Here is a 13,326-nt window from a genome sequence, read left to right on the forward strand (position 1 = left end):
GTGTTTTGGGCGCGGTGGGCGCTACACGCGCGTCGCATCCTTGGGACTCATGGTCATGCTCTGGAAGCGGTTCTCCATGTAGTCGTTATCGAAATACTTGCCGTAGAACTGCGCGACGGGAATATCCGGCTCCGTGCCGTTGACGCGCTGGTACCAGTAGTCGAGCGACTGCAGCGTCATGACGCCGTCGACCAGCATAATGACGGTAAAGATGACGGTAGCCGAGTAGCGACTCTTCCACGGAATCATGTTGATGAGCTTGAGCAGCCTCGGCAACAGCAGCTTGATCCAGATAAGGCCACCCAGGCCCCACAGGCAGGCAAAGCCCGTGCAGGTGCGTCCGCCCGTAAGGACGGCGAGTGGGTCGGGCATGCCGAACAGCTTCATGTGCGAGTAGCTCCACGAGACCACGCCAAATGAGGTCTGCATAAACCAGCCCACGAACACCTCAAAGCTCGCGCCGAGCACAGCGCTTACCAGGAAAATGATGATGGGGTTCTTTTTATAGAAGCGGTTGAGCACCATGGTCATGAGTACGGCGCCAAAGCCATAGATGGGGCTGAAGGGACCAAACAGCATGCCGGCGCGGTTCTGGTAGACGCCCGGGTCGTCGACTGTCATATGCCAGATGTCCTCGGCGATCAGGCCGAGCACGCAGCAGACGAAGAATACCCAGAACAGGTTGAAGTAGTTGAGCTTGATGTAGCCCTCGCCGGTTTCATCGCGGCCGAGCATGCCCTCCGCCGCGGCGTCACGGTCGAGCATCTCCTGCAGGCGGCGCTGCAGTTCGCGCTCCTGGCGCAGCGTGGGGTCGACGGTTGCCGAAAGTGCAACGAGGATGCCGAGCTGGATCGCGGGACGCAGCAGGAAGGGCCCGATGCCCTGGAGCATCACGTCGACCAAAAGCTCGACGACGGTGAATGCAATAAGGATGTAGGACAGGCGGGCGGCGTTGCGGCGCTGGTTTTTGATAAGGTCCAGGCCAAAGATGATCAGGATGACGGCACTTGCCGCAGAGAGCATGATGCCGGCGACGATGAGTCCAACCGAGACAAGCATATTGTCGCCGAGCTTTTCGGCGGCGTTGCCGTTGATGAGCGCGGTGATGACCTGCCACATAAAGGCGCCGACCGACGGGAGTGTGCCCACGCCGGATAGGATGCACAGGACGGCGTACACCTTAATGATGAGGGGAATCTTCTTGACCTCCGTGGCGCTGGGGACGCTGGGGTCGAGTTCGTTTCGATCCATACAGAACCTTTCTCGCTTTGTCCTAGGCTACAAGGATACGCCGCCGACCTGCCAAAAGACAGGACGAACGTCCCAATTGCAACTTTGTAATCCCCAACGGTGGACGCGGCGGCCATCTGGGGGCGCGGGCGCTTGCACTGGACAGACCGATAAAATGTTTGGCCACAAAACGGATTATTAGCTCGGTGGGCTTTTAAAAAGCGCTGCTCATGCGCTGGGGAGCGCGTCGTGCCGTGCGTATAATAAGGCGGGTAACGCCAAAATACGAGGCTCTGAGGGGATGCCATGTCTCAAGAAACCATCCGCGCGGCCGAGCGTGCCGCGGGACAGGTGAACGCCATGTCGACGTATGATCCGGACTCCGACCAGCTGCATGAGGAATGCGGCGTTTTTGGTGTTTGGGCGCCCGATCGCGACGTGGCTCGACTGACGTACTTTGGCCTGCGTGCACTGCAGCACCGTGGCCAAGAATCGGCGGGAATCGCCGTGGGTGACGGCGGTACGGTTATGGTCCGCAAGGATCTGGGCCTGCTCGACCGCGTGTTCTCCAACGCCGACCTGTCGACGCTCTCCGGTCAGCTGGCCGTGGGTCATGTGCGCTACGGCACCGCCGGCGCCAAGAGTTGGGAAGCCTCTCAGCCACACCTCTCTACCATCAATAGCGTCATTATCGCGCTCGCGCACAACGGCACCCTCGTCAACACCGACGAGCTGCGCCGCCAGCTGATCGAGCTGGGCGTGCCGTTCCTCTCCAATTCGGATTCCGAGGTCGCGACCAAGCTCATCGGCTACTTTACTCAGCGTACGGGCCACCTGCGCGAGGGCATTCGCAAGACCATGGAGCTTGTGCGCGGCGGTTATGCCATGACGCTCATCAACGAGCAGGCGCTCTACGCCTTCCGCGATCCGCACGGCATTCGCCCGCTCGTGTTGGGCAAGCTGGTGGACGAGGGCCTGGACCAGGCCGATGCCGCATCCGTTTCGCAGCTGCCGTCGCAGGACGGCGCCGCGACGGTTGACTCCGCCGTCCGTGTCACGCGCGCCGGCGGCTGGGTCGTCGCCTCCGAGACTTGTGCGCTCGACATTGTGGGTGCCGAGTACGTCCGCGACGTCCGTCCCGGCGAGATTTTGCGCATCAGCGCCGAGGGCCTTGTGTCCGAGCAGGGCGTGCCTGCCGCCGAGGAGCCTGCTAACTGCATCTTTGAGCAGGTCTACTTCGCTCGCCCCGATTCCATCATGAACGGCAAGAGCGTCTACGCTTGCCGTTATGACATGGGTCGTCAGCTGGCACATGAGGAGCCCGTCGAGGCCGACCTGGTCATCGGCGTGCCCGACTCCGGCCTGCCGCCCGCGGAGGGCTATTCGCACGAGAGCGGTATTCCCTTTGGCGAGGGCCTTATCAAGAACCGCTACGTGGGCCGCACGTTTATCGAGCCTACGCAGGAGTTGCGCGCCATGGGCGTGCGTATGAAACTCAACCCGCTGCGCGACAACATCGAGGGCAAGCGCCTGGTCGTCATCGATGACTCCATTGTGCGCGGCACCACCATGGTGCAGCTCGTCAAGATGCTGCGCAACGCCGGCGCCAAGGAGATTCACATTCGCATCAACTCGCCCGAGGTCATCTGGCCGTGCTTCTACGGTATCGATACCGACGTGCAGTCGCAGCTCATCAGCGCCAACAAGACGGTCGATGAGATCTGCGAGTATATCGGCGCCGATTCGCTGGCCTTCCTTTCGGTCGAGGGCCTGCTGAAGGTTATGCCCAAGGGCGGTTACTGCGATGCGTGCTTTACCGGACGCTACCCCGTGGCGATTCCCGAGAGCTTTGGCCGCGACAAGTTCATGGAGGGCTTTAAGCCCCGCAACCTGGACAAGCCGCTTCACTTTGACGACGACGCCGTGGTCGAGAAATACGACGACCGCAGCTGGGAAGAGGAACACGGCGAGGCCTAAAACCTGCCATTTAGGGACAGGTTTATTTTGGTAGGTTTTACCTGCTGTTTTGTTGATATGACGGCGCGCGCTGTTATGGCGCGCGCCGAAATGAACGCAACTATGAGCACCGTTTGGCGCCCGCGCGTCGGACGGTAATGGGAGAGGAAGGCTCAGATGAGCGACAGCAAGCATGTGACGTACGAGGACGCCGGCGTCGATACCGCCGAGGGTGGTCGCGCCGTCGACGCTATTAAGCAGATGGTCAAGGACACCAACCGCCCCGAGGTTATCGGCGGCATCGGTGGCTTCGGCGGCCTGTTCTCGGCCGCCGCGCTTAAGGATATGGAAGACCCGATCCTGATCAGCGGCACCGACGGCGTGGGCACCAAGCTCGTGCTCGCCCAGATCATGGACCGTCACGAGACGGTGGGCCAGGACCTGGTCGCCATGTGCGTCAACGACATTTTGGCTTCGGGCGCCGAGCCGCTGTTCTTCCTGGATTACGTTGCCATCGGTCACATTGAGGCCGAGCACATGGCAAAGATCATCAAGGGTGTGGCCGACGGCTGCAAGCTCGCGGGCTGCGCGCTCGTGGGCGGCGAGATGGCCGAGCACCCCGGCGTCATGGCTCCCGCCGACTACGACCTCGCCGGCTTTACCGTGGGCGTCGTCGACCGTCCCAAGATGCTTGACCCCGCGAACGTTCGCCCCGGCGATGTGATCCTGGGTCTGCCTTCCACCGGTGTGCACTCCAACGGCTACTCGCTCGTGCGCAAGGTCATCGGCGTTGACGGCATCAAGCCGGGCACGCCCGAGGCCGCCGCTAAGGCCGAGGAACTGAGCCGTCCGCTCGAGGAGCTCGACGGTGCTTCGCTGGCCGATGCTCTGCTGGCCCCTACGCGCATCTACGTCAGGCCGATTCTGGAGCTGCTGCGCGGCGGCGCCAACGTGCACGCCATCGCCCACATCACCGGCGGCGGCATCACCGAGAACCTCAACCGCGCGCTCGCCGACGATGTCGATGCCGTGGTCACCCGCAGCGGCGCCGAGATGGGCTGGGATGTTCCGCCCGTCATTACTTACGTGTCGCGTCAGGCCGAGCTCGCGCCCAACGAGGCATGCAAGACCTTCAACATGGGCGTCGGCCTGTGCCTGATCGTTGCCCCCGAGGACGAGGCTGCCGTGACCGAGGCTCTGGTCGCGCTGGGCGAGAAGCCGTTCCGCGTGGGCGAGTGCGTCGAGGGTTCCGGTAAGGTCGTGTACTCCGATGAGCGCTAACGAGCAGATGGCTGCTAGTGAGGGCCTGGACTTTGTGCCCTATATCCGTCCGACTGGCACCGATACAGCTGAGCCGCTCAAGATCGGTGTGCTCATCAGCGGTTCGGGTACCAACTTGCAGGCGCTGATCGATCTGATCGCCGCCGGCAAGCTCAACGCTTCGATTGAGCTTGTGGTGTCGAGCCGTCCCTCGGCTAAGGGTCTGCAGCGCGCTGAGCGCGCGGGCATCCAGACGCTCACGCTGTCCAAGGATGTCTACGCCGACCCCATCGCCGCTGACGAGATCATCGCGCACGAGCTTCTCGAGCGCGGCTGCGAGTATGTGGTCATGGCCGGCTACATGCGCATGGTGCACACGCCTTTGCTGGCGGCGTTTCCCAACCGCGTGGTCAATCTGCATCCGGCGCTGCTGCCGAGCTTTACCGGTGCGCATGCGATTGACGATGCCTTTGCGCGCGGCGTCAAGGTAACTGGCGTGACCGTGCATTTTGCCAACGAGATCTACGACAACGGTCCCATCATCGCCCAGCGTGCGCTGGCTGTTGAGGAGGGCTGGGATGTCGACACGCTCGAGGAGCACATCCACGCGATTGAGCATGTGCTGTATCCCGAGGTCGTGCAAATGCTTGCCGACGGCCGCGTTCACGTGCTGGAGAGCGGCAAGGTCGCAATTGATGCGCCCCGCGGCTAGCGGCGCACAGTACAATTTAGTTGAGTGGTCAGGGTGGTCATTGGCGCCAAGGCGCGCGTGGCCACCTTTTGTTTTGGGTGGTCATCGGGGACGTTCCTGAATGACTAGGTGAGAGAGGTGAGCGCATGGCGGATAACGAAGCGCTGTTTACGCCTGAGCTGGTGTTTTTTGATTGGGAGTGTGCGACGCCGGGTGAGGTGTTTGCGCAACTCGAGAGTGAGCTTGCTCCGCGCGGCTACATTGCCGACGGTTGGCTCGACGCCGTTCGCACGCGCGAGGATGCCTATCCCACGGGTCTTGCCATGCCGGCGGTAAACATTGCCATTCCGCATACCGATCCGGGGTTTGTGGCCAAGCCCTATATCGCGGTGGTGAAGCCCGCCGCGCCCGTGATATTTAACGCTATGGCTGGCATGGGCGCTCCGGTGCCGGCGCAGATCGTCATCAACCTGGGCATTGCCGAGCCGGGCGGCCAGGTCGAGGCCCTGCAGGCGCTCATGAATATCTTTATGGACGCCGATGCCGCAGCCGACGTGCTCGGCCAGACCACGCCCCAGGGCATGGTCGACGCCATCCGCCGTCACTTCTAAGGTGGGGCTAAACCGGCACCTAGGGACGTTCCTTATGTGCCGGCACTTGGGGACTGTCTCTAACTGTCGGCAGAAAAGGAACGTCCCTAACTGCCGGCTGCCAGAGCTGTCCCCTTTGCACCAAAATGGTGCAGATTAACCTGTCCCCAATGCACCAAGCGTGCCGCGGGGGCTGCGTTGTGACACAATGGCGTTTGTTCGATTCGTTATGCGAAAGGCCAACTATGGCAAATAAGAAAAAGAACCCCGCACCCGAGCCGACGCCCGAGCAGCAGGCTCGCGCCGCCTCCAGCTCTCGCAAGAAGCAGCGCAAGACCTATGTGTCCAAGACCGTCAAGATTATCCTAGTGGTTATCGGCGTACTAGCGATGCTGCTTTCCGTCTCGGCCATGGCGTGCTCCGGCCTGATGTCGCAGACCGAAAGCGCCAGCTCGGGCTATAAGCTCACTGGCGGCGTGGCTGCTACCATCAATGGCACCAACCTCACCGAGGACACCGTGACCAAGCAGATCATGAGCATGCGCACGTCCTACGGCTACACCAAGGACAAAGACTGGGCGCAGTACCTGGTCGACAACGACCTCACGCCCAAGAAGTATCGCAAGCAGCTCATCGACTCCTACACGCAGCAGATTCTGCTTCAGCAAGCGCAGAAGGAAAACGGCGTGACCGTCTCGGACGAGGAGGTCGAGAAGGCCTGGAAGGACGCCTGCAAGAGCGCCGGCGGCGCCAAGGCCTTTAAGAAGACGCTTAAGACCTACGGCTACACCGAGGACACCTACAAGGACTCGCTCAAGGAGAGCCTGGCGCAGCAAAAGCTCAAGGATGCGGTAGCGCCCACAAGCAAGCCCAAGGACAGCGAGATTGTCGATTACATCAACGAGAACCTGTCCAACTACAATGACGCCCGCCGTTCGTCGAATATTCTGATCAAGGTCGATTCCGACGCTTCCGATGAGGACAAGGCCGCCGCCAAGGCCAAGGCGCAGGAGTGCCTGGACAAGATCAACTCCGGCGAGCTGAGCTTTGAGGACGCCGTAAAGCAGTACTCCGACGATACCGGCTCCAAGGATAAGAAGGGCGATGTGGGCTGGGACAAGCTCACCACCTTCGTCGACAGCTACCAGGCGGCGCTCGAGGGGCTCAACAAGGGCGATGTGAGCGACGTCGTCGAGTCGACCTATGGTTACCACATCATCAAGTGCACCGACTACTTCCATGTCGATAATCAGGTCGATGACATTAAGCAGGTACCCAAGGACATCAAGAAGTACGTCTCCAACGTGGTGAAGACGCAGACGGCAAGCACCGCGTACAGCGAGTGGCTGGAGCAGTACAAGAAGGACGCCGACATCACCGTTAACCCCATGCCTAAGGACGTGCCCTATAACGTGAGCCTGAAGGGCGTCACCAAGAGTTCGACCGACGATTCGTCGACGACTGAGTAATCATGGGGCGGTGCTCGCGCGAGTGCCGCCCACGCTATTAGAGAGGATTTGCAGATGACCAACGAAGAGCTGCAGAAGGAAATGATCGCGGCCATGAAGGCTAAGGACAAGGTTCGCCTGTCCATCATTCGCCAGGTCAAGGCCGAGGTGAAGAATATCGAGGTTAACGAGCGCCGCGATGTGACCGAGGAAGACGTCAACAGCATGATCAAGCGTCTGATTAAGCAGACGAGCGAGACGCTGGAGATGTCCATCAAGGCCGGCACCGACCAAGAGCGTACCGACAACCTGACCGAGCAGGTCAAGATTCTGGAGAGCCTTCTGCCCGCGCAGGTTTCGGGCGAGGAGCTCGAGGCCCTGATCGAGCAGGTCATCGCCGAGCTGGGCGCCACGTCCAAGAAGCAGATGGGCCAGGTCATGGGCGCTCTGGGTAAGGCCACTGGCGGCAACTTCGATAAGCCGGCAGCAGCAAAGATCGTTGGAGCCAAACTCGCATAGGGGCCTAGCGGTACATAGTTGATATCGAGGGGGCGTGACCATTGCGGTCGCGCCCCTTTTTGCTGGGCTGGGCACTCATTGGGGACAGACTCAAATTGAGTGCCCACGGGGGGTACTCATTTAAGTCTGTCCCCAATGAGCACCAACGAGCAGGTGAAAGATTGCGGGTTCTTTACGGGGATGTAGTGTGGGCTGCGGAAACGTGGTTCTTTCCGTACAATAGTTCAACTCGTGTAAACGCAGGGAAGGGACATTCATGGCAGACATGATCGAGATCAAGCATCTCAACAAGTACTTTGGCGACCTGCATGTGCTCAAAGATATCAACCTCACCGTCAAGCGCGGCGAGAAGCTCGTAATGATCGGGCCCTCTGGTTCGGGTAAGTCGACGCTCATCCGCTGCGTCGATTATCTTGAGGAGCCCACGTCGGGCGAGGTCATCATCGACGGCACGCCGCTTACCAAGAAGAATCACCTGGAGATGGCTCGCAAGTATAGCTCCATGGTGTTTCAGCAGTTCAACCTGTATCCCAACATGACGGTGCTGGGCAATCTGACGCTCGCGCCCATCAAGCTGCAAAAGAAGAGCAAGGAGGAGGCGACCGAGATCGCCATCGCCGCGCTCAAGCGCGTTGGCATGGCTCATAAGGCCGGCGAGTATCCGCAGAACCTCTCGGGCGGTCAGCAGCAGCGCATCGCTATCGCCCGTGCCCTGTGCACTAAGCAGCCCATCATCCTGTTTGACGAGCCGACCTCGGCGCTCGACCCCGAGATGGTCCAGGAGGTTCTGGACGTTATGATTGAGCTTGCGCAGGAGGACATCACCATGATCTGCGTGACGCATGAGATGGGCTTTGCGCGCCAGGTGGCCGACCGCGTCATCTTTATGGAGGACGGCCGCATTCTGGAGGAGGGCACGCCCGAGCACTTCTTCGATAACCCCGAGAACCCGCGCTGCCGCGAGTTCCTGTCCAAGATTCTGCACTAGGCGCGGTGATGGACATGACGGATATGACGAGGGCGGCTGTATCGCGCCGTCACTTTTTGCAGCTGGCTGGCGCCGGCATGCTCGCGCTGACGGGGACCGCGCTCACCGGTTGCGGCAACTCTGCCAGCGGCGAGGCCTCCGACAAGGGGTCCAAGCTTGCGACCATCAAGTCGCGTGGCCACCTGAACGCCGGCGTTAAGAAGGATGTTCCCGGCTACGGCTATTACGACACCGCCAAGGGTCGCTTTGAGGGCATGGAGGTCGATCTGTGCTACCAGATCGCCGCTGCCGTCTTTGGCGTGAGCTACAAGGAGGCCCGCGCCCAGGAGCTGGTCGAGTTTACCGACGTAACGCCCAAGACGCGCGGCCCGCTGATCGACAACGGCCAACTCGATGTGGTCGCGGCGACCTACACCATCACCGACGAGCGCAAGAAGAGCTGGGATTTCTCGACGCCGTATCGCACCGACTACGTGGGCCTCATGGTCAAGAAACGTTCGGGCTTTACCTCGATTGAGGACCTGGACGGCAAGGTCATCGGCGTGAGTCAGGGTGCCACCACGCAGGGCCTGATCGAGCAGATGATCAAGGATAACGGCTTTACCTGCGAGCCCGAATTTAGGGCCTTTAGCGGCTACCCCATCATCAAGAGTTCGCTCGACGCCGGCAATATCGACGTCTTTGCCATGGACCGCTCCACGCTGGCCGGCTACATGAACGAGACTGTCGAGCTACTGCAGCCCGAGGTCAAGTTTGGCGAGCAGGGCTACGGCGTGGCGACCAAGAAGGGCTGCGACCTCTCGGCCGTGGTCAATCAGGTGGTCTGCGATCGCTTGGCCGACGGCTGGCTCGATCAAGAGGTCAAGACCTGGGGTCTTGTGTAGGCGCATCGTCCAAGGAAGGAATCAAATGCTCGAAGGATTGTTTGACGCCGACCGCTGGTCGACGACATTTCAAAACATGGGGCCCTTCTGGGAGGGCTTTGGCGTGACGCTGCAGGTGGTCGTTGCTGGTCTGCTGCTGTCGCTGGTGCTGGGCACGCTGCTGGGCGTGTTCTCGACCACCCGTTCGCGTGTACTGCGCGCCATCAGCCGCGTGTACGTTGAGTTTTACCAGAATACCCCGCTACCCGTGCAGGTGCTCTTTATGTATATGGCTGGCCCGCAGTTTTTGCAGGCTATAACCGGCGCCGACCAGCCGGTGCGCATCGCGCCGTTCGTGCTGGGCTTCTTGGGTGTGGGCCTGTATCACGCGGCCTACATCTCGGAGGTCATCCGCACCGGTATCGAGGCCGTTCCGCGCGGTCAGATGGAGGCGGCCCAGAGCCAGGGCTTCACCCGTGCGCAGGCATACTGGTACATCGTACTGCCCCAGACGTTCAAGATCATTCTGCCGCCGCTGTGTAACCAGGCGCTCAACCTGGTCAAGAACACGTCGGTGCTGGCGCTTGTGGCCGGCGGCGACCTTATGTACCGTTCCGACAACTTTGTGAGTCTGTACGGTTACCTGCAGGGATACATCGTCTGCTGCCTTATGTACTTCATCATCTGCTTTCCGCTCGCCATGCTTGTGCAGTGGCTCGAGCGCCGCTCCAAGGAGCGTCCGCGCGGCGTGAGCCTAGCCGAGCTGGGGCTCGACAACGTAGAGGAGGCCTAGCGCATGGAAATCTTCAACGCGACCAACCTGCTCTACATTTGGGGCGGCTTTGTTAAGACAATCGAGATCTCGGCGCTGTCGATCTTTTTCTCGCTCATCTTTGGCACGGTGCTGGCGCTCGTTAAAAGCTATGCGCCCCGCCCGTTCCGTATTCTGGTGAGCGCCTATATCGAGCTGTTCCGCTGCACACCGAACCTGCTGTGGATCCTGTTTATCTACTTTACTGTGCAGGGTTTGGACATTGTGATTTCGACCATCGCCTTTACGCTGTTTACCAGCGCCGTGATGGCCGAGATTGTGCGCGGCGGCCTCAACTCGATTCCGCGCGGCCAGTTTGAGGCGGCGCAGAGCCAGGGTTTTGGCTTCTTTGCCACCATGCGCTACATCATTCTGCCGCAGACGTTTAAGACGATCATTCCGGCGCTGTTTAGCCAGTGCACGACCGTCATCAAGGACAGCTCGTATCTTTCGGGTATTAACGTGGCCGAGCTCATGTATACGGCAAATGTCGTGATGGCCCACGCGATCGACCTGTCGCAGGTGCTTATGCTCTACGGCCTGGTGTTTGCGATGTACTTTGTGCTCAACTTTGGTATCTCGCTGCTGGTTCGCGCATATCAGAGGCGAATGGTGGCAGCGTAGAATGTGACAAAGGGACTGTCCCTTTGTCACATAGAGAAAGGAATCGCGATGAGCGATCTGGAGAATAAGAAGAATCCTGTGGTCATTACCATCGCGCGCGACTTTGGCGCCGAGGGCCACGAGATTGGTCGCATGCTTGCCGACGAGTTGGGGATTCCGCTGTACGATAACGAGCTGCTGGTACGTGCGTCGCTGCGCGCGGGCGAGTCGCTCGACAAGATGGCCGCCTACGACGAGCGTCTGGCCGTGGAGAACATGGCGTTCCTGCCCGACCGCTACGACGCGCGTTCGTACTCGGACAAGCTGTTCCAAAAGATGAGCCAGGTGATTTTGGACTTGGGTGAGACCGAGAGCTGCATTATCGAAGGCCGCCTGTCCGATTACCTGCTTCGCAACAACCCCAACCACATTGCCGTGTTGGTGACCGCTCCCTTTGAGGACCGCGTCGAGATTGTGCGCAAGAAGCGTGGCCTTAACAAAAAGAAGGGCGCCAAGCTGGTCAAACAGCAGCAGAAGGCGCGCGAGGCGTTCTATAAGCGCTACAGCGCCGGCAAGTGGAAGATGACGAGCGGTAAGGATATCGTCGTCAACCGCGCCAAGCTGGGGCGCGAAGGCTGCAAAGACGTTATCGCCGCTGCCTACCGCTACAAAGTCGCCCAGCTCGAAGCCTAGCCAATCAAAACCACCACAAAGGCACCTTTGTGGTGGTTTGTTTTAGGCGGAGGGGAAGGCCTTGGTGAGACCGGCGCGCGTCTGCGTGCCGGTCTTTTGATAAATGGAACTCAGGTGGCGCTGCACCATGCGCATCGAGATACCAAGCTCCTCGGCGACCTGTTTGAGCGGGCGCTCATCTTGGGTCACAGCCACCAGCACGTCAACTTCGCGCGGGATGAGAGCGTGATCGGTGATGAAGACCTGACGCTGCTCCTCGATACTCGGTGCTGCCAGCGCCTCCTCGGCAAGCTGTTGATGTTCGCGCTCCTGCTCGGTTTGGGGTAGGCGGAACAAGCCGGCTGCCACAAATGCCGCGCAGGCGGCGACGAGCAAAACGAGCGCACCGATCATGATGAGAGCAACATTGCCCGAGGTCACAAGCGCAAGCGAGACGCCCGACGTGGTGAACGCGCACACGTTATTGGCGGCGCGTCCCATGCCGGCCCAGAAGGCGGGCGCGTGCATGCGCGGTGCCAGCTGAGTAAACGTGGCAGTAAAGAACGTGACGAAAAAGCCCGAGCTCAGGTAAAAGACAATGAGGCCCAGGTTGGGATCGGCTCCTGCTTCGACGGCTAAGATCGAAATAGTGGAGAGTACCGTGACGCCGAACATGACGAGTCCCATGTAGCGACGCTCGGCAAGATCAAAGATAAGACCGGCGGCAAGACCGCTCGCTGCCAAAAAGAGGCGCGGCCAGGTCTGCACGGCGATGGTGCCGTGGGCGTTGGAGAACGTGACCACGTTATCGAGAGTAGAGAACAGACAGGCCAGAATCATGACGAGCGCGATGCTCCAACACGCCTGCTTGGCAAGGGCGTGCGATGGCTCAACAAGGGGATTGATGGCGGGGCTGGAGCTCTCAGCAGCCTTTTGGGGAACGACGCTGAGGGCGGAGATGGCGATCGTCGCTGTGCCAAGGACGATGAGCTCTGCGATGCCGCCGCAATTGAGCAGGTTGATGGCGAACTGCATCAGGATGCCCGCGGCATAGGCTGCTCCCGCACCGGTGGCGAGCTTGGGATCGTCTTGGAATGTCGTTGCGAAGGCATGGTGTGCCGCGCCGCCCAGTAGGCCGAGTCCAAGGAATGCGAGGCATCCCAGAATCTCGAGCGCAAGCGGGCTCGTGGGGGACTGAATCTGAGTCAACCCCAAGATGGCGATGGGGACGGCGGTGCTGACAACTGCCCGAGGCCGGCCTTTGCGCTGTGCGAGCCCGAGCAGCGGCGCATATCCGATAAAGCCGAGCACGCTCGCACCTAGAATAAAGCCCTGTGCGAGCACAACACGTTCGGCGCCGGCGAGTAGCCCGACATTGACGTCGAAGCGAAACTCGGCGGCAAGGAAGGCGAAGGTGAAGAGCGCGAGTGCCAGAAGCGCGTTGATTTTAGGCCTGCTCAGGTTCAAGGACGGTCCTTTGGGTGGACGAATAATCGTGTCCTCGATTGTAGCGTTCCCGGGACGAGTGTGGCGATGGCGAAATCATATTGACTTAAACCGCAGGTAGAGGCCTGGGTTCACATTTACGAACCTAGGCATACGGAGTCATTTGACACATCTTGGTGGTACAGAATCACCGCAAAGGGGACAGGCACCTTTGTGAACTGCATCCCATTTCTTGGACTTTGAAATTAA

The 13,326-nt window shown here is 60.3% G+C and carries 13 protein-coding genes; 11 read left to right on the forward strand and 2 right to left on the reverse strand.

The genetic code is table 11. The features are described 5' to 3' along the window. Positions 1-21: 21 nt before the first annotated feature. Positions 22-1,251, reverse strand: coding sequence for a putative ABC transporter permease (locus DWX39_RS09195; RefSeq protein ID WP_117640751.1), 1,230 nt, complete (start codon positions 1,249-1,251; stop codon positions 22-24). 285 nt (positions 1,252-1,536) lie between these two features. Here DWX39_RS09195 and DWX39_RS09200 point away from each other — a divergent pair, with 285 nt between their 5' ends. From DWX39_RS09200 to DWX39_RS09250, 11 genes are all read left to right on the forward strand, one after another. Further along, positions 1,537-3,207 carry an amidophosphoribosyltransferase gene (locus DWX39_RS09200; RefSeq protein ID WP_117759534.1) on the forward strand — a complete coding sequence of 557 codons (1,671 nt, stop codon included), beginning with the start codon at positions 1,537-1,539 and terminating at the stop codon, positions 3,205-3,207. A 156-nt stretch (positions 3,208-3,363) separates the two neighbouring features. Beyond that, positions 3,364-4,467: a phosphoribosylformylglycinamidine cyclo-ligase gene (gene purM / locus DWX39_RS09205; RefSeq protein WP_117759536.1), complete on the forward strand. Its 1,104-nt coding sequence runs from the start codon at positions 3,364-3,366 to the stop codon at positions 4,465-4,467. After that, positions 4,457-5,158 (forward strand): phosphoribosylglycinamide formyltransferase, encoded by a 702-nt coding sequence (purN, locus tag DWX39_RS09210; protein WP_117759537.1) that lies wholly within the window; start codon positions 4,457-4,459, stop codon positions 5,156-5,158. Before purM ends, purN begins: the two co-directional genes overlap by 11 nt. A 125-nt stretch (positions 5,159-5,283) precedes the next feature. Then, positions 5,284-5,748: a PTS sugar transporter subunit IIA gene (locus tag DWX39_RS09215; RefSeq protein ID WP_117759539.1), complete on the forward strand. Its 465-nt coding sequence runs from the start codon at positions 5,284-5,286 to the stop codon at positions 5,746-5,748. A 224-nt stretch (positions 5,749-5,972) separates the two neighbouring features. Continuing rightward, positions 5,973-7,196: a peptidylprolyl isomerase gene (locus DWX39_RS09220; RefSeq protein ID WP_117759541.1), complete on the forward strand. Its 1,224-nt coding sequence runs from the start codon at positions 5,973-5,975 to the stop codon at positions 7,194-7,196. Positions 7,197-7,250: 54 nt separating this feature from the next. Further along, positions 7,251-7,694 carry a GatB/YqeY domain-containing protein gene (locus tag DWX39_RS09225; protein WP_006235801.1) on the forward strand — a complete coding sequence of 148 codons (444 nt, stop codon included), beginning with the start codon at positions 7,251-7,253 and terminating at the stop codon, positions 7,692-7,694. Positions 7,695-7,950: 256 nt separating this feature from the next. Continuing rightward, the gene (locus tag DWX39_RS09230; RefSeq protein WP_055251548.1) at positions 7,951-8,682 is read left to right on the forward strand and encodes an amino acid ABC transporter ATP-binding protein; all 732 of its coding nucleotides are present in this window, start codon (positions 7,951-7,953) and stop codon (positions 8,680-8,682) included. Between the two features lie 8 nt (positions 8,683-8,690). Beyond that, positions 8,691-9,566, forward strand: a complete 876-nt coding sequence (locus DWX39_RS09235) for a transporter substrate-binding domain-containing protein (RefSeq protein WP_117759543.1) — start codon at positions 8,691-8,693, stop codon at positions 9,564-9,566. A gap of 25 nt (positions 9,567-9,591) precedes the next feature. After that, positions 9,592-10,338 (forward strand): amino acid ABC transporter permease, encoded by a 747-nt coding sequence (locus DWX39_RS09240; RefSeq protein ID WP_035136546.1) that lies wholly within the window; start codon positions 9,592-9,594, stop codon positions 10,336-10,338. Between the two features lie 3 nt (positions 10,339-10,341). Beyond that, complete coding sequence (locus tag DWX39_RS09245; RefSeq protein ID WP_006235796.1) at positions 10,342-10,980, forward strand: amino acid ABC transporter permease; 639 nt, start codon at positions 10,342-10,344, stop codon at positions 10,978-10,980. Positions 10,981-11,028: 48 nt separating this feature from the next. Further along, positions 11,029-11,652 carry an AAA family ATPase gene (locus tag DWX39_RS09250; RefSeq protein WP_117759545.1) on the forward strand — a complete coding sequence of 208 codons (624 nt, stop codon included), beginning with the start codon at positions 11,029-11,031 and terminating at the stop codon, positions 11,650-11,652. A 42-nt stretch (positions 11,653-11,694) separates the two neighbouring features. On the opposite strand, the gene DWX39_RS09255 is transcribed toward DWX39_RS09250, so the two are convergent. Beyond that, the gene (locus tag DWX39_RS09255; RefSeq protein ID WP_117759547.1) at positions 11,695-13,098 is read right to left on the reverse strand and encodes a LuxR C-terminal-related transcriptional regulator; all 1,404 of its coding nucleotides are present in this window, start codon (positions 13,096-13,098) and stop codon (positions 11,695-11,697) included. Positions 13,099-13,326 lie beyond the last annotated feature (228 nt).

The sequence above is a fragment of the Collinsella sp. AF19-1LB genome (genome assembly GCF_003459655.1).
GTDB lineage: Bacteria > Actinomycetota > Coriobacteriia > Coriobacteriales > Coriobacteriaceae > Collinsella.